Origin of the sequence: Ammoniphilus sp. YIM 78166 (genome assembly GCF_004522215.1) — a bacterium.
In the GTDB taxonomy this organism is placed as follows: Bacteria; Bacillota; Bacilli; order Aneurinibacillales; family RAOX-1; genus YIM-78166.
The window spans coordinates 942,457-958,621 of sequence record NZ_SDLR01000003.1 but is presented as its reverse complement, the minus strand read 5'-3'; the positions used below and the strand labels follow the sequence as shown (position 1 = coordinate 958,621).

The 16,165-nt window shown below is 43.5% G+C and carries 17 protein-coding genes and 1 riboswitch; of the genes, 14 read left to right on the top strand and 3 right to left on the bottom strand.

The genetic code is table 11. From position 1 onward, the window contains the following. The first annotated feature begins 151 nt into the window (after nucleotides 1–151). Nucleotides 152–772 (top strand): 5-bromo-4-chloroindolyl phosphate hydrolysis family protein, encoded by a 621-nt coding sequence (locus tag EIZ58_RS16365; RefSeq protein WP_370297702.1) that lies wholly within the window; start codon nucleotides 152–154, stop codon nucleotides 770–772. Continuing rightward, nucleotides 769–1,929, top strand: a complete 1,161-nt coding sequence (locus tag EIZ58_RS16360) for a toxic anion resistance protein (RefSeq protein ID WP_134701901.1) — start codon at nucleotides 769–771, stop codon at nucleotides 1,927–1,929. The genes EIZ58_RS16365 and EIZ58_RS16360 overlap by 4 nt, the downstream gene beginning before the upstream one ends. A gap of 62 nt (nucleotides 1,930–1,991) precedes the next feature. On the opposite strand, the gene EIZ58_RS16355 is transcribed toward EIZ58_RS16360, so the two are convergent. Continuing rightward, a complete protein-coding gene (locus EIZ58_RS16355) occupies nucleotides 1,992–2,762 on the bottom strand; it encodes a cell wall hydrolase (RefSeq protein ID WP_134701900.1) in 771 nt (256 codons plus the stop codon). 174 nt (nucleotides 2,763–2,936) lie between these two features. Between EIZ58_RS16355 and EIZ58_RS16350 the strand changes: the two genes are divergently transcribed. The 10 genes from EIZ58_RS16350 (at nucleotide 2,937) to EIZ58_RS16305 (ending at nucleotide 12,357) form a co-directional block, all read left to right on the top strand. Next, a complete protein-coding gene (locus tag EIZ58_RS16350) occupies nucleotides 2,937–4,340 on the top strand; it encodes a Mur ligase family protein (RefSeq protein ID WP_134701899.1) in 1,404 nt (467 codons plus the stop codon). A gap of 134 nt (nucleotides 4,341–4,474) precedes the next feature. Continuing rightward, on the top strand, nucleotides 4,475–4,876 hold the full coding sequence (locus EIZ58_RS16345) for a DUF4430 domain-containing protein (protein WP_167577756.1): 402 nt from the start codon (nucleotides 4,475–4,477) through the stop codon (nucleotides 4,874–4,876). A 2-nt stretch (nucleotides 4,877–4,878) separates the two neighbouring features. Further along, the gene (locus EIZ58_RS16340) at nucleotides 4,879–5,394 is read left to right on the top strand and encodes an ECF transporter S component (protein ID WP_167577755.1); all 516 of its coding nucleotides are present in this window, start codon (nucleotides 4,879–4,881) and stop codon (nucleotides 5,392–5,394) included. 17 nt (nucleotides 5,395–5,411) lie between these two features. Further along, complete coding sequence (locus tag EIZ58_RS16335; protein WP_134701897.1) at nucleotides 5,412–6,602, top strand: DUF418 domain-containing protein; 1,191 nt, start codon at nucleotides 5,412–5,414, stop codon at nucleotides 6,600–6,602. 66 nt (nucleotides 6,603–6,668) lie between these two features. Then, nucleotides 6,669–6,771, top strand: a riboswitch (TPP riboswitch). A 54-nt stretch (nucleotides 6,772–6,825) separates the two neighbouring features. Next, on the top strand, nucleotides 6,826–8,130 hold the full coding sequence (locus EIZ58_RS16330; RefSeq protein ID WP_205672218.1) for an acetylornithine deacetylase: 1,305 nt from the start codon (nucleotides 6,826–6,828) through the stop codon (nucleotides 8,128–8,130). Nucleotides 8,131–8,145: 15 nt separating this feature from the next. Then, nucleotides 8,146–8,817: a thiaminase II gene (tenA, locus tag EIZ58_RS16325; RefSeq protein WP_134701896.1), complete on the top strand. Its 672-nt coding sequence runs from the start codon at nucleotides 8,146–8,148 to the stop codon at nucleotides 8,815–8,817. Further along, nucleotides 8,810–9,580 carry an ABC transporter ATP-binding protein gene (locus EIZ58_RS16320; protein ID WP_134701895.1) on the top strand — a complete coding sequence of 257 codons (771 nt, stop codon included), beginning with the start codon at nucleotides 8,810–8,812 and terminating at the stop codon, nucleotides 9,578–9,580. Before tenA ends, EIZ58_RS16320 begins: the two co-directional genes overlap by 8 nt. Further along, nucleotides 9,577–10,329 (top strand): ABC transporter permease, encoded by a 753-nt coding sequence (locus EIZ58_RS16315; RefSeq protein WP_134701894.1) that lies wholly within the window; start codon nucleotides 9,577–9,579, stop codon nucleotides 10,327–10,329. Before EIZ58_RS16320 ends, EIZ58_RS16315 begins: the two co-directional genes overlap by 4 nt. Then, entirely contained in the window at nucleotides 10,329–11,348 is a 1,020-nt protein-coding gene (locus EIZ58_RS16310) for an ABC transporter substrate-binding protein (RefSeq protein ID WP_134701893.1), read from the top strand. The genes EIZ58_RS16315 and EIZ58_RS16310 overlap by 1 nt, the downstream gene beginning before the upstream one ends. A 97-nt stretch (nucleotides 11,349–11,445) precedes the next feature. Further along, the gene (locus EIZ58_RS16305) at nucleotides 11,446–12,357 is read left to right on the top strand and encodes a DMT family transporter (RefSeq protein WP_134701892.1); all 912 of its coding nucleotides are present in this window, start codon (nucleotides 11,446–11,448) and stop codon (nucleotides 12,355–12,357) included. Between the two features lie 53 nt (nucleotides 12,358–12,410). On the opposite strand, the gene EIZ58_RS16300 is transcribed toward EIZ58_RS16305, so the two are convergent. Further along, nucleotides 12,411–12,935, bottom strand: coding sequence for a DUF2179 domain-containing protein (locus EIZ58_RS16300; protein ID WP_134701891.1), 525 nt, complete (start codon nucleotides 12,933–12,935; stop codon nucleotides 12,411–12,413). Between the two features lie 147 nt (nucleotides 12,936–13,082). On the opposite strand from EIZ58_RS16300, the gene EIZ58_RS16295 reads away from it, so the two are divergent. Next, nucleotides 13,083–14,624 (top strand): glycine betaine uptake BCCT transporter, encoded by a 1,542-nt coding sequence (locus tag EIZ58_RS16295; RefSeq protein WP_134701890.1) that lies wholly within the window; start codon nucleotides 13,083–13,085, stop codon nucleotides 14,622–14,624. Here the strand turns inward: EIZ58_RS16295 and EIZ58_RS16290 are convergent. Then, a complete protein-coding gene (locus EIZ58_RS16290) occupies nucleotides 14,614–15,873 on the bottom strand; it encodes a SulP family inorganic anion transporter (RefSeq protein WP_134701889.1) in 1,260 nt (419 codons plus the stop codon). The genes EIZ58_RS16295 and EIZ58_RS16290 overlap by 11 nt on opposite strands. Nucleotides 15,874–16,033: 160 nt before the next feature. Between EIZ58_RS16290 and EIZ58_RS16285 the strand changes: the two genes are divergently transcribed. After that, complete coding sequence (locus EIZ58_RS16285) at nucleotides 16,034–16,144, top strand: sporulation protein YjcZ (protein ID WP_134701888.1); 111 nt, start codon at nucleotides 16,034–16,036, stop codon at nucleotides 16,142–16,144. The last annotated feature ends 21 nt before the right edge of the window (nucleotides 16,145–16,165 follow it).

The following is a 16,165-nucleotide window of genomic DNA, read 5'->3' as shown; positions in this document are numbered from 1 at the left end:
AGGGGGATAGGCTCATAGAGTCTATCCCTTTTATATGAGTGCCTGTCACTCCCCGAATTTTGTCGATGAGAAATTGAATTGAAACTATGCTATGATTGATCCGTATAGGAAGATAGGAATTTCAGATAGGGAGTCGATTGATGTGAACTCAATGCTGTCTTTTTTTGTTCGCTTATTCCTAGCCGTACCTGTAGCCTCTCTTGCGTGGCTAATAAGCTTTTTTGCCTTTGAACAATCCTTCTGGAACTCAACGGCCATCTCCCTAGGTGGAGGATTGGCTGCGTATGGATTAAGCGCCATATATGGGAAGCATCGCTTCCTTAAGAAGCATCGCTTATCAAGGAAGGAATACAACTACATTGCCAAGAACCTACAAGAAGCGAAGCGGAAAATATTTCGATTAAATAAAGCGCTCTTATCCATACGACATATCCCTTCTTTTACTCAGCGTATCCAGTTGATACGCGTGACAAGAAAGATTCAAAGCATGATTAAAAAAGAGCCGAAGCGGTTTTATTTAGCCGAGTCCTTTTACTTTTCTCATCTCGATTCAGCCCTTGAGCTCTCGGAAAAATACGTGCTTCTGGCTTCCCAGCCGAGACGGAACCCGGAAATGGAGCAAGCGCTGCTAGAAACCCGCCGTACCTTAGATGAGCTCAATCAACTGATTGAAAAAGACTTATACCAGATGCTTTCTAAGGATATGGATCACCTTCAGTTTGAATTGGATGTTGCGAAGCGAATAATGGATGAAAGTGGGAAAGTCAAATGAACGAAAAAAAGCCATCGAATGTAATGGATGATTTATTAGCTGACCCGTTTGCCAGCCTCCAGCCACTGAAGCAGGAAGTTACGACCCATCAGAATCCTCAGCCGACTCGATTGATCGATGTACTACCCGAAGAGAACCGAATAAAAGCTTACCAGCTAGCCGATCAGATTGATCCGGCTAACCATCAAGCCATGATCACCTATGGTGCGTCGGCTCAATCCAAGCTCTTATCTTTCTCGGATTCGATGCTAGAGCATGTTCAGAAAAAGGACCTGGGCGAGATTGGGGAAATCATCGACGAACTGATGAAAAAGTTTAAAGAGGTCAACGCCGATGAACTCAAACCTGAAAAACGCTCGTTGCTTTCCCGGTTTTTTGGTAAGATGTCGAGCTCTATACAAGAAGTTTTGTCTAAATATCAAAAAACCGGAGCACAGATTGAACGGATTAGCGTGAAGCTGGACCGAAGCAAGAACGCGCTTTTATCGGACATTGACATGCTAGAAAAACTATTCGAACACAACAAAGAGTATTTCCATGCCTTAAACATTTATATCGCAGCGGGGGAACTGAAGCTTGACCAGCTGTACCAGAAAACCATCCCGGAATTAAAAAAACAAGCTGAAGCTTCCAATGATCAAATGAAAGTCCAGGAAGTGAACGACATGATGCAATTTGCGGATCGTCTGGACAAAAGGCTTCACGATTTGAAGCTAAGCCGCGAAATCACAATCCAGAGCGCACCGCAAATCCGACTCATTCAACACACCAATCAAGCTTTAGTCGAGAAAATTCAATCGTCCATTATGACAGCCATTCCGTTGTGGAAAAATCAGATGGCCATAGCGCTGACCCTTATCCGCCAACGCCATGCGGTAGAAGCTCAGAAGCAAGTTTCTAAAACGACAAACGAACTCCTCTTAAAAAATGCTGAAATGCTCAAAACCAACACCATCGAAACTGCGAAGGAAAACGAGCGAGGCTTAGTGGATATCGAGACCTTAAAGAAAACCCAAGAGTCCATTCTTACTACTTTTGAGGAAACACTCAGGATCCAAGAAGAAGGTCGCCTCAAGAGGCGGGCTGCTGAGGGTGAGCTGGCTACCATGGGCAGTGAGCTTAGACAGAAGCTCCTGGCAATTAAAGACGGTAAATAATATGCAATAGAAAGGGTGCCCCAAAATTGGGACACCCTTTTGCTTATGAACCACGTCGAATATCATCCTGCAAACACATGGTTTCCTATGATGCTTTTGACAGGCTGCTTTCTTACCCACTCGTTAGAGGTTTTCTTAGGATTAAAGAAAACGATAGAACCCTTTGAAGGATCAGAGCCTTTAAGAGCATCATTTACCGCTGCAATGGTATCGTTGCTTGGCACTACGGAATAAATGCGCTCATCCTTAACAGGAGAGAACTGGTAATAGTCTACACCCTGTATGGGGATGACTTGGAAGATAACGTCTTTAATTGTGTTAGGATAATCGGAATTCTTTACTCGGTTCAAGACCGTTGCCGCAACAGCGACCTTCCCTTCATAACTCTCCCCGCCTGCTTCTGCCTCAGTTAATTGATATAACCAAAAGATTTCCGTGTTTTTAGTCGCTTGATCGTTTACGGTCCGGCCCGTCAGGATATGTACGGAGGAGGTAGGAGCGTCATAGGTAACTTCCATACCCAATTGTTCTGCTACATACCTCAACGGTATATAACCTTCTGAAGAAATATCTCCAGGTAAGATCGTCAACTCAACTTCACCCTCCTTTAATTGAAACGTGAGATCTTTTGAGCTCCAATCTACAGATACGCCAATGCGTTGGAAAAAAACCGGTGAGACTGAGATTCGACCTTCTTGATTAACTTGAATGGACGGTACAGATTTTCCGTCAACTAAAATAGTAGTTCCTTTTGCCGAGGCTTGGGAGTTGCTTATTCCCATGCTGATGACAATGGAACAAAGGTAAATAAGACATAACCATCTGCTTCTCATGAAAATTCCCCTTTCTTCTAAGGATATAACTCTTAAATCTTACGGCCCTTAATTTATTCGTTTGTCATCATCAAAGTTTGTCCCAAAATAGAGGAATAGGCCAATCTCTTAGACTACTAAACAGTTCGAATACCAAACGAAAACATAAGATATTTATAAAGCCAAAGGGAGGTCATGATAGATTTGAAACCTTTGCCATTAAAAGTAATTCTTAAAAAAATTAAGGGTACCGTAGCTAGGGGCGGCAAGGATCTAACCATTGAACATGTTACTTATCGCCAGACACCCTTTAGGAAAACGACTTTATTTTTTCAGCGAGAGGGAAGGTCGAGTTGGAGTTCCAAACGGGAGCTGCAACCTTCTGTTCTCGTAACCGATGATCCCCATTATTACCTCAAGCGTACGGAGGATTATGTGGTTATTGTGGCGGTAAAAAATATTGAAAAGGCGTACTCCAGGTTTATTAAGTTTTATCGTAGCTTGTTTTCCCTTCCTGTTATTGGCGTGACAGGTACATGTGGCAAAACAACCACCACCGAAATGATTAGGCAGATCTTATCATCCAAGTTCAAGGTTCAAGCAACAGAGGATGGAGAAAATGGCTCCTCCATGAATATCCGCTACCTTACCGGAATTGACGATCGAACAGAAGCCGCTGTCTTTGAGTTAGGCACGAATGCACCAGGTGTGATCAGAAGAAGCTGCAAATACTTCCAGCCTAATGTAGGCATTATTCTAAACATTGGAGTATATCATTTGCAACATTGCAAGACCCTTGAAGCGTACATTCAGGCGAAGGCCGAAATGCTAGAAGGCATAAAGCCCGGTGGAACCCTCATCTTAAATGCTGATGATGAGAATATAAAAAAAATAAGCCTTCGTTCTTTTAAGGGAAAAGTGATCTATATTGGTTTGGGACCTCACTGCGATTATCGGGCCGAGCGAGTAAAAAAAGCCGAAGGGGGCATTACTTTCCGCTTGTATTACAAAGACAAGCGATATAAGGTGTTTGTTCCCGGTTATGGAAAGCACAACGTGTATAACGCACTTGCTGCAATTGCTGCTTGTCATGCTATAGGTATGCGCATTGACGAATCCATTGCATTGCTTTCGAAATATAAACAGATGCGCATGCATATGGAATTCAAAAAGGGAGTGAATGGATGCACCATTATTGACGATACCTGGAATTGTACCCCTCCTTCTATGAAGGCTGCATTGGATGTCTTAAAAGAGCAGGCTAAGGGTAGGGATATGGTTGCCGTTTTGGGTTTTATGCCTCAGCTAGGGAAAGAGGGGCAATCCCAATACACTGAAATGGGCAAGTACGTCGCAAACATGAGAGTTAAAAAACTCATTTTAGTTGATCAAAAAGCCAAACCAATCGGACTAAGTGCCATAAAGGAAGGCATGGATCCAAGAAGAGTAGAATTTTGCCACACCGCTCAAGAAGTTTATCATGCTCTACTCCCTCACTTAAATCGCAAAACTCTCGTTCTCCTCAAATTCCCCTATTACTACGTACTTATGGATATCCCACCTTATCAAACCTTGATGAGAAAAATATTCGCAGAATAAGTGACTTGGGTTATATAGGATTAGCTTCTATTCGATATGGGAATAGAAGTTTTTTTTTACTCGATTTTACTTCAATAGAAGTTTTTATATATAATGTAATCTGCCCTGTAATGATAGGAAAGGAGAGAACGAAAATGAAAACATTCTGGATCCTGTTCTTGGTGACGGGATTATTGTTAAGCGCGTGTACAGGAAATCAAGCCGAACGGCCAACAGAGACCCCATCAGAGCATCAGAGTCATGAGCACGCTATTACAATAGTTCTATCAAAAGAGAATAAACAGGAAGTCATGGAAGAAAAACACGTAGAAATCACGGAGGGACAAACCGTATTGGACGTGATGAAAGCCCATTATCAGGTGACAACAGCTTATAACGATGCATTCATAACTGGAATTAATGGCATTGAGGGGAATGAAAAGGATAAAACGGCCTGGTTCTATTCTGTTAATGGGATGGAGGCCACCGTGGGGGCCAATGAATACAAGCTTCAACCCGATGACCTGCTGCAATTTGACTTCCGTAAGTGGGAATAAGCATGGAAACAAGAAAGATAACCCTTTGCGCCTTACTCATTGCTTTGAGTGTAGTAGGGCGCATGACCTTCACTTTTATACCGAATGTTCAGCCTGTAACGGTCCTTATCATCATTACATCATTTGTTCTCGGCCCACTCTATGGGGTGATCGTAGCGTGCCTAAGCACCTGGATCACCAATCTGCTATTAGGCATGGGGCTCTGGACGATTTGGCAAATGCTATCCTGGTCGATTGTGGCCGGGCTTAGCGGATGGCTCGGTAAAATCCGTAGAAAGGTTCCTGTACTTGTCTTAAGTCTTTACGCTGGATTTTGTGGATTGCTGTATGGATTGCTGATTTCTTACCCCATGTCTCAATTTATTGGGAATTTCTGGTTATATTATCTATCTGGATTGCCTTTTGATCTAAACCATGCCCTTGGCAATATCTTGTTTTTTCTTGTTTTATATCCGGCTTTTACTCGATTGGCAGAGAGCAGCGTGATAAATCTGCGTCCGTTTCAACGCAAACCATAGTAGAGGGGGATTAGCAATTGTCTCAACAGCCCATAACAACTGACCAGCGTCTTGTTATCATGGACATCGTGAGAGGGTTTGCTTTATTCGGCATTTTGCTTGTAAACATGCCAGCACTAATTTCGACGGGACTTTTGCGTGATCTTTATATGGTTCCGCCTCAATATAGCGGGATAGATGCTGTTCTAAGACTGGGATTAGACTTGTTTGTCCAGGGGAAATTTTATCCGATTTTTTCTTTCCTATTTGGTTGGGGCTTCTATGTGTTTATGAAAAGAGCCGAAGTAAAAGGAAGGAGCGTCTATTTCCTATTTACACGAAGATTAGTCTTCTTACTCGCCTTAGGCCTCATCCACTTAATCGTATTTTGGACAGGAGATATCCTCCATACGTACGCGATAGGAGGGTTTTTCCTACTCCTCTTCTACAAGAGAAAAACGGTGACCCTTCTGGTATGGGCCCTTCTTTTTTTCATTGCTCTTTATGGCTTGTATGCGCTGGAAGTTTTTTTCCCGCCTCCAGAATATCAACAATACGTTCAAACTAGACAACTTATTGGGATGGAAAAGTTGGACTTGGCGCTAAAAGCTTATCAGAGTGGTTCCTTCTACGAATGGTTTCAGTTTCGCTATACCCACGAAGTGATGCCGGTGCTTCGCTCGTTCATTGGACCCTTGTTAGGAGTTTTTCCACTGTTTCTGTTAGGCCTTTATGCGGGGCGATTAGACTATTTCACAGATATCTTTCGGCATAAAAGACTTTTCCACGTGATCCTAGCCGGTAGTGCTTGCCTTAGCTTGCCGCTGCTCGTTTTGTTATTTCTAGTTAACCTTGAGCTCGTAACCATTGGAGCAAACATAGCGTCAACTCGTGTATTATTGATTAATGTAAGTGGAATGACCATGAGTTTTTTCTATATTTCAAGTCTCGTTCTATTATGCATACGACAAGACTGGGAAAAGCGTCTGCGACCGCTAGCCCTTGTCGGCCGGATGGCTCTAAGTAATTATTTAGGTCAAACCTTGATAACCTTGTTATTAATGTTTACTTTTAATCTATATGGGAAGTTGTCACTTTGGGAAGGAGTGCTTCTTAGCGTATTGGTATTTATTATCCAAGTCATTTTAAGCCATTACTGGTTAAGTCGCTATACCCATGGACCAATGGAGTGGCTGTGGAGAAAATGGACATATGTCCGCTCGAGTTAGCAACTTTTTGATAGTATTAAATTGCTCAATGTGTTACTATCTTGTTGAAGATAAAATTAAATAGTGAAAAACTGCTAGGGGTGCTTTTCGAAGCTGAGAGAGACGATAGGTCTTAACCCTTTAACCTGATCTAGGTAATGCTAGCGAAGGGAAGTGGTCCGTGTCGTGCAAGACAAAAAAATGTTGTGCATCCAACCGCTTCGTATTAATGAAGCGGTTTTTTATGTTTAAAAAAGGATGGGGTCATGTGGAACATCAGTTGAAGTTAAAGCAGCTTATCACTCAGATAGATGAGCGACAGGAAGAGTTAATAGATTTACTGAGTAAGCTTATTCAATTCAAAACACCAGCACCGCCGGCCCGCAACACTGAAGAGGCTCAGCAGTTTATTGCTAACTTTCTCAGAGAAAAGGGATTTACCATTGATAAATGGGATCTGTATCCAGGTGATCCGAACGTGGTGGGTGTTTTAAAAGGGACGGAACCTGATCGATATAAAAGTCTCATTATCAATGGCCACGTTGATGTCGCCGAGGTCAACGTGGACGAAGCCTGGGAAGTCGACCCTTTTACACCCGTTGTTCGTGATGGAGTCATCCTGGGACGTGGAGTGGCCGATATGAAGGGCGGTTTGGCAGGAGCTCTCTTTGCTATTCAGCTCCTTCATGAAGCAGGAATTGAGCTTCCGGGAGATCTTATCTTTCAATCCGTGGTAGGAGAGGAGGTAGGAGAAGCGGGGACCCTCGCCTGCTGCAAGAGAGGGTATACGGCGGACTTTGCTGTGGTTGTGGATACAAGCGATCTTCATATACAAGGACAGGGCGGCGTTATTACGGGCTGGATTACCGTAAAAAGCAAGAAAACGCACCACGATGCCACGCGAAAAAACATGATTCATGCAGGAGGAAAGCTATTTGGCGCGAGTGCCATCGAAAAAATGACCAAAATCATTCAAGGGCTGCAAGATCTTGAGCGGCATTGGTCGGTTATAAAGAGCTACCCTGGCTATGAACCGGGAACGAATACAATTAACCCTGCCGTCATTGAGGGAGGTAGACATGCGGCGTTTATCGCTGATGAATGTCGATTATGGATTACTGTTCACTTCTATCCCAACGAAACCTATGAGAAGGTGTCTAAAGAAATTGAAGAACATATCATTCAAGTGGCGAATGGGGATATCTGGCTGAGAGAAAACCCTCCAGCATTTGAGTGGGGCGGCACCTCGATGATTGAAGACCGAGGTGAGATTTTCCCTTCCCTCGAGATCGATCCTGAGCATCCAGCGGTTCACACTCTAATGAAATGCCATGAATCCGTACTTCAAGAACAAGCCATCGTAGATGTGTCACCGACCGTAACGGATGGGGGCTGGTTCGGAGATGCTGGAATTCCAGCCGCCATCTACGGACCAGGGGATCTTCGAAACGCGCATGCGATCAATGAACAGCTGTCCATTCAGCAACTAGTTGATTATACCAAGGTCATACTCACCTTCATCTACAACTGGGGTCATACGAAAAAATAGTAGGGGGAATAAACGATGAAATTCTCGCAACGTCTATACGATAAGCTTCAACCTATCTGGCGGCAAAACCACAATCATCCGTTTGTTGTAGAAATGGGAAATGGAACCCTAGATCCCGAGAAGTTTCGCTTCTACATGATTCAAGACTACCTTTATCTTATTGACTATGCCAAACTGTTTGCACTTGGTGCCGTGAAGTCTACCGACTTGGAAACCATGGGGAAGTTTGCTTCCTTGTTTCACTCCACGCTTAACGAGGAGATGGCCTTGCATCGGAGCTATGCTTCGCAATTTGGAATTTCCCATGATGAGCTGGAAAACGCAGAGCCGTCTCCGATTACCCTGGCCTATACTCACTATATGCTTCATGCTGCCCAGAACGGAGGTTTAGCGGAGCTCGTTGCCGCCCTTCTACCTTGTATGTGGAGCTACTGGGAGATTGGGAAAGAGTTAAGCCTTATTCCTGGCGCAGCGACCCATGAACGTTACGGAGAATGGATTAGCATGTACAGTTCTGAAGGCTTCGGAACCCTTGCTCAGTGGTGCATCGAGCTTATGGATCAGCTAGCCGAAGGAAAACCAGAAAGAGAACTGGAAAAGCTGGAGGAAATATTCCTCAATACTACACGATTTGAATTTATGTTCTGGGATATGGCCTACCGTAAGGACATGTGGCCGAATGCTTAATCCGGTGTTAAGGTTCGACCAAGTTCATTTTGAGTACCGGGAAAAGGGAAAACCCGCCGTACCGGTTTTGCAAGGACTGAACCTTGCAATACATGACGGAGAATTTGTCAGTGTAATTGGGCCAAGCGGATCAGGTAAAACCACCTTGTTTCGTCTGATTACCGGTCTTGAGCAGCCGAATGTAGGCAGTATTCATTTGAACGGGAAAAAGCAAGATCAACGGCTCGGGCAAGTAGGGTATATGCCTCAGCAAGACTTGCTTATGCCCTGGCGGACGGTTCTTGATAACGCCGCCCTGCCGTTGGAGCTGAAAGGCGTGAGCAAAGAGAACGCTCATCGACAAGTATCTGAATTGCTTGTGGAATTTGGATTGGCGGGTGTTGGGGGCCGCTATCCCAGTGACTTGTCCGGGGGAATGAGACAACGTGTTTCTTTTCTTCGTTCCATTTTGAGCGGTTCGAGTATTTTGCTCCTAGATGAGCCCTTTAGCGCATTGGATGCCATTACTAGGCTAACAATGCAGGAATGGCTGCTTGAGCAATGGAAAAAATGGAAAAAAACCATTCTTTTCATTACGCACGATGTAGATGAAGCGATGTTTCTGTCTGATCGAATCCTAGTTTTTTCAGATCGACCAGTACAAGCCATGCAAGAATGGACGGTACCCCTGAGCCGACCCAGAACCATTCGCGATCTTAGTCAAGAAAAGATTCTTCTATTGAAAGAGCAATTAATTGATCAATTAAGAGTGAATAGGGTATGAGACATTACTTCAGAAACTATTCAGCCTCATGTGCACTAGTTCTCATTCTCTTGGTCCTCTGGGAAGCAGGGGCCCGGTGGTATAATAAAAGCTTTGTTTGGCCTGCACCAACAGAAATCCTTTTTAAGGTGTGGGAATTACGAGATGTTCTCATTTTGGTTCATTTGCCTGCCACCTTTCTTATTATTGCGATTGGACTAGGGTTATCGATCTTGTTAGGCGTGAGTCTCGCGATCTGGATGGATGTAAGTAAACCGGTTGAAAAAGCGATTTACCCACTGCTCATAGCCTCTCAAACCATTCCCATTATTGCGCTTGCCCCTATTTTTATCCTTTGGTTTGGCTATTCGATCTGGAGCAAGGTCGTAGTGACTGTGTTGATTACCTTTTTTCCTATCACAGTTAGCACCTTCGATGGGTTACGATCAGCCAATAAGGATATAAAAGAGTTGCTCCTAACGATGGGGGCGAGTAAAAGGGATGTTTTCTTAAAGTTGAATGTTCCTTCTGCACTGCCGTATTTTTTCTCTGGACTTAAAGTGGCAGTAACCTTAAGCGTCATTGGAGCTGCAATTGGAGAATGGTTGGGGGCGCAAGCAGGTTTAGGCTATTTCAGCAGAAGGATGATGACCCAGTTTGATGGACCAGCGGTGTTCGCCCCAATTGTACTTTTGTCCATTGTGGGAATTGTGTTATTTGTGTTGGTGACAAAGATTGAAAAAAATAGATTCAAGTGGAGGAAATCCTAATGAAAAAGTGGTTAAAACTGAGTGCAACCTTCCTGCTAGGTGCTACCCTGACAGCTTGCGGAGCTTCATCCGACAATAGCACACAAGCGGGAGAAATTCAGGAAGCGAAAGAATTGAAAGAAGTAAGCATTATGCTGGATTGGTATCCTAATGCGGTACACAGTTACTTGTATGCTGCACAGGAGAAAGGATTTTTTGAGGAGGAAGGGGTAAAGGTGAACATTCAATTCCCGGCTAATCCGACAGATCCTTTAACTCTTGCTGCTGCTGGGAAGGTCACACTGGGCTTATACTATCAACCTGACGTCATTATCGCTCGTGCGAACGAAAACGTGCCTGTCAAATCGATTGCATCCATTGTTCGTTCTCCTTTGAATCATATCGTGATGCTAGAGGATAGTTCGATTCAGTCGCCTAAAGATCTAGAAGGCAAGAAAGTAGGATATCCGGGAATTCCTTTGAATGAATCTTTACTTCACACCATGGTGAAGCATGCAGGAGGAGACCCAAGTAAAGTGGAGATGATCGATGTGGGGTTTGAGCTAGGATCTTCCATCGTAACGAACAATGTAGATGCGGTGATCGGAGCCTATATCAATCATGAGGTACCAGTTTTGGCTCACAAGGGACATACTACTCGTTATTTCAACCCGACAGATTTTGGTGTACCAGCCTATAATGAAATTGTCTTGGTAACAGGCGATGCAACCTGGGAAAAGGATCAAGAAGCCATTCAGGCCTTTTGGCGTGGAGCCAAGAAGGGGTTTGATTTTATGAAGCAGAACCCGGATGAAGCCTTGAATATTCTCTTGAACAACCAAGATCAGTCCAACTTTCCGTTAGTAGAAGAAGTAGAAAAGCAGAGCCTCCAAATTCTTTTACCGAAAATGGAAGCTGACGGTCAATCGTTTGGATCCCAAAGTGCAGAATCTTGGACGGAAGTGCGCGACTGGATGTCCAGTGCCGGTTTGATCAAAAGTACTCCACAAGTCGAGGAACTATTTACGAATATAGAGTAGTAGGGGAGACGGCTTCCCTTCTTATACAACTGTTCTATGCCCTTTAATTTGCTTTGTGCTATAGTGAATAATAAAAGTTAGGCATAGAGGAGAGGGCATGAAACGAAAGACGATCTTGTTTTTAGTACTGGCAAATTTGTTCTGGGCAGGAAATTATGTGTTCGGCAAATTTGTAGTGACTGAAATATCACCGCTGCAAGTCACGTTTATTCGATGGCTGATTGCGTTTTGCTTTTTAGTTCCAATGGCTCAGGTTATCGAGAGACCCAAGTGGAGAGAGGTTTGGAAATCGTGGCGAGTCTTGTTAACGATGGGGTTACTTGGTGTAATTGGTTATAATATGCTTTTATACTCGGCGTTACAATTTACAAGCCCTTTAAATGCTTCCTTGGTAAACGCTCTAAACCCGGCTGTCATCGTTGTTTTTTCTGTTTTACTCTTGAAGGAAAGACTAAGCAAATTAAATTTATTAGGTTTCGGTATATCCTTGATCGGTGTGTTGTTAATCCTTACACAAGGTCAGTTGCTGCACTTGTTCGAGATCAAATACAATGTAGGTGATCTGATCATGGTAGCAGCGATTCTGGTTTGGACTTTCTATTCCATCATAGGCAGAAAGATTAGCCATATTCCACCTATAACAGCTACCGCTGTTACTGTAGCACTGGGCTTGCTGATCATGGTTCCTTTTGCATGGTCCAATTGGAACCCCATGATCGGACTAAGTACTTCAACCATCTGGGGGATAGTGTATATGGGCTTTTTCCCAACTGTTGGCTCTTTTTTATTGTGGAACATGGCGGTCAGAGATATTGGTCCCAGCCGTTCTGGCATATTCCTCAACCTGATTACCGTGTTTACAGCTATATTTAGTATCCTGTTAGGTGAGGAAATTAGCCTGGTTCAAGTAGCAGGAGGAGTTTCCGTTTTTATTGGCGTATACTTAACGAGCATGCAGCCCAAAGCCCAAAACGCTGTACAGGTAGAGAAACAAGCTGAAGTCATTTAATGAAAAGAACCTTATTTTGTAACTTGACTGTTACAAATAAGGTTCTTTTTCTTTTAGCGATTTTCCAGATGTCTGACCCAAAACCCACCCTTGAAGGTACGTGGATCATAGGAAATTATGAAGGCCTTGGGAGCTAACTGATCGATGGTAGCTAGAAGCTTTTTTTCGTTGCTTCGCTTGGCGAGAACATGCATTACCACTCGTTTGCCGTCTCTCCCATCCGCAAGCCAGCTTGTTACCCCATAGCCTTTCTCTCGAAGCACCATAGGGAGATTGATTTCTGAATGATCCACTACAATCTGTAAGGTAATATAGCCAAGAGCTAGCCATTCCTCAATTTTACTTCCTAAGTATACGCCGCTTCCCCAGCCTAAACAGTAGGCAATAAGGTTAATAGGCTTATCAATATTTGCTAGTACAATATTTAATCCAATCAGGTAGGTAAATACTTCAACCATACTAATGAGAGAAGCTAGCATCTTTTGGCCCTTCATGACAAAGATCATACGCAAGGTAAACAGTGATACGTAGACAATGTTAATGACAATAATAATCAGTATAATGTTTATTCCGTCCATGAAACCCCTCCTAAGTAGCTTGATTAGCCAGTGATACTTACGTATCGTAACATACCTGATCTATGGATAAAAGGAAAGAAGAATAAAAATGCGGCTGTGGCAAAATATAACAATACAACATTTTTGGGGAGTAAGGGGGATTACCTTTTGGTTTTTATCATTTCCATTGTCTTTGTTATTTTATTTGTTTTGTGGGGGGTGATAAGCCCGGAAAACCTGGCAGATACAACAAGTCAGCTCCTGCAACTGACAATCAATCAGTTTGGATGGTTTTATTTGTTTTCCACCTTTGGTTTTTTGGTCTTTTCCATTTATTTAGCCTTTAGTAAATACGGAAATATCCGCTTAGGAACTGATGATGATGAGCCGGAATTTTCCAACGTAACATGGTTAGCCATGCTATTTAGTGCGGGAATGGGAATCGGACTTGTGTTTTGGGGAGTAGCGGAACCGATGTACCATTATTTAAATCCTCCACCTGATGTAACCGCGGCTCAAACGCCTGAAGCTGCCCGGTTAGCTTTGCGCTATTCCTTCTTTCACTGGGGACTGCATCCATGGGGAGTGTACACGATTATCGCCCTCTCTTTAGCCTATTTTAATTATAGGAAGGGATATAGTGGGCTAATTAGCTCCACCTTTTATCCCTTGATTGGTGAAAGAGTGAACGGGCCGATTGGAAAAGCCATCGATACGCTGGCGATCATAGCTACCGTGTTTGGAGTGGCGACTTCTTTAGGGCTAGGAACATTGCAAATTAACGGGGGCTTCTCTCATTTACTAGGGGTCCCTAATCATTTGATTGTGCAATTGATGATTATCGGTGTCGTGACGATTCTCTATATGCTATCTGCGACAACTGGACTGGAAAAGGGAATTAAGACCCTTAGCAACATCAATTTGCTCTTGGCTGTTATCCTATTGCTCATTACATTGATAGCAGGTCCTTCGACTTTTATTTTCGATGCGTTTACATCAACGGTTGGAGGGTATGTCCAAAATTTGATCGCCATGAGCTTGAGGCTAACCCCGTTCACCCAAAACCCGTGGGTAGGTAGCTGGACTTTGTTTTATTGGGCATGGTGGATTGCCTGGGCACCCTTTGTGGGAATGTTTATTGCACGAGTTTCAAAAGGCAGGACGATCAAAGAGTTTGTTCTCGGAGTATTACTGGTACCTAGTCTATTCAGTTTTGTTTGGTTTTCTGTATTTGGGGGAACGGCATTAAATTTTGAGATGTTTCAAGATGTCCCGATAGGGGAAGCCGTTCAGGAGGACATCACCTCTGCCCTTTTTATTACGTTGCAGCAGCTTCCGCTTGGTACCCTGCTAGCGGGTCTTGCAACCATGTTGATCATCACTTTTTTTGTTACGTCTGCTGATTCTGCAACCTTTGTATTAGGAATGCTTTCTACAAATGGAGACCAGGATCCCCCAACCAAGGTGAAGCTCACGTGGGGGCTCCTTCAATCCTCCATTGCCGCTGTCCTCTTGTTAAGCGGTGGGTTGCAAGGGCTGCAAACGGCTTCAATCATTGCTGCTCTTCCTTTTGCTGTGATCATGGTGTTCATGTGCTTTTCTGTAAAAAAAGCACTAGAGGAGGAAGATAAGCAGAAACGGAAGCTTGAGAGGGATAAGCAGAAAAAATTAGATGCTCTGCTGGAAAAATTCTCAAAGGCTAATTCCTAAATCTTTTTGAGCTCCAACTGCTATTCAGATAAATGACTCGAGAAATAAAGAGAAGAAGGGAGAAGCAGATTCCAAGGATGAGCCCTTCTTCTAAGCCTAGTGACAGGGTTCCAAAAAAGGTAAGAAAGAAGACTGAACCATCGCTTTTTTTGGTTTTTAGCAGCCTAAAACCGTATTTGAAATCAATAAGAGTTAAAACAGCCACAACAATAATAGAAGAAAGAACGGCTACGGGCAAGTAATAGAAAAAAGGTGTAAACACCACTAAAGCGAAAATGACAACCAGGGCTGTCACAAGGGTTGCCATTTTTGTTTTGGCTCCGCTCTCGTAGTTGACAGCAGAGCGGGAAATCGCTCCCGCAATGGAGAAGGAGTGAATAAAAGCGGTCGACATATTTGCCAGTCCCAGGGCAACCAATTCGCGGTTTGCACTGATGGAGTAGCGGGATTTGGCAGCTAGGGTCTTTGCGACCGCAATGGATTCCATGTATCCTATGATAGCAATGGTCAAGGCCATTGGAAGTAAAGTCGGGATTAGGTTGGGTTGTAGATCAGGGATGGAAAGGTGTGGTAGACTTTTTGGTACATCCCCGATAATATGAATTCCTGATAAATCTAGGCGAAATAACCATACGACGCTTGTCGTCAATGTAAGGATCACGAGTGGACCAGGGAGTTTGGTATATCTTTTGCATACAATGAGCAGAACGATACTGACCATACTTAATAATAAAGTTTGTAGATGGATATCACCAAGGTTTAAGAGGACTTGTTTGAATTGTAAGAGCAGGGACTGGTTCCTCTCCACTTTAATTTGGAGTAGATTCTCGAACTGGCTCCAACCTATTAGAATAGCGGCACCTGTAATGAACCCGCTTATCACCGAATGGGGCAAAACTTCAATGATTTGACCAAACCGAAAGATTCCCAGTGTGACCTGCAAGATTCCGATCAACAAGGACAGCAGAATAACGATTGCAACATATTGGTTTGTTCCAGGATGCTCGATCGTAGACACAGACGAAGCAACTAATAGGGATACAATAGCTACGGGTCCGACCGACAGATGCTTAGAAGAGGCAAAGAAAGCATAAACGATTAAAGGAAAAGTAGCAGCATACAAACCCATAACAGGTGGCAAGCCGGCAAGCATGGCATAGGCCATGGCTTGGGGAATCAATAGAACAGAAACAATGATTCCTGCCTTTAGATCCCCGTAGAAATCGGCTCGAGAATAGTTAAAATTCATGACTAACCCCTTTTTGTTTAATAAAAATTAGGACAATCATCTTTCATAAACTTATGCTAGGTTAGGCTATCTAATACTTTTGTTTTTATGGGCGTTCGTCCAATCAAATTCTACCAGCCATAATAATATAAAGTAATCGCTTAGAAAGGGGGCAATCAACATGGGTGTACCTTTCGCTGGTGGAGCTGGGGTTCTAGGAACTGGCCTAGCGTTCATTCTTGTTCTTTACATCTTGCTTGTTATCATTGCACGTCCTGGATTCCTCTGGTAATTTCCGGGTAAGCAGACGAAA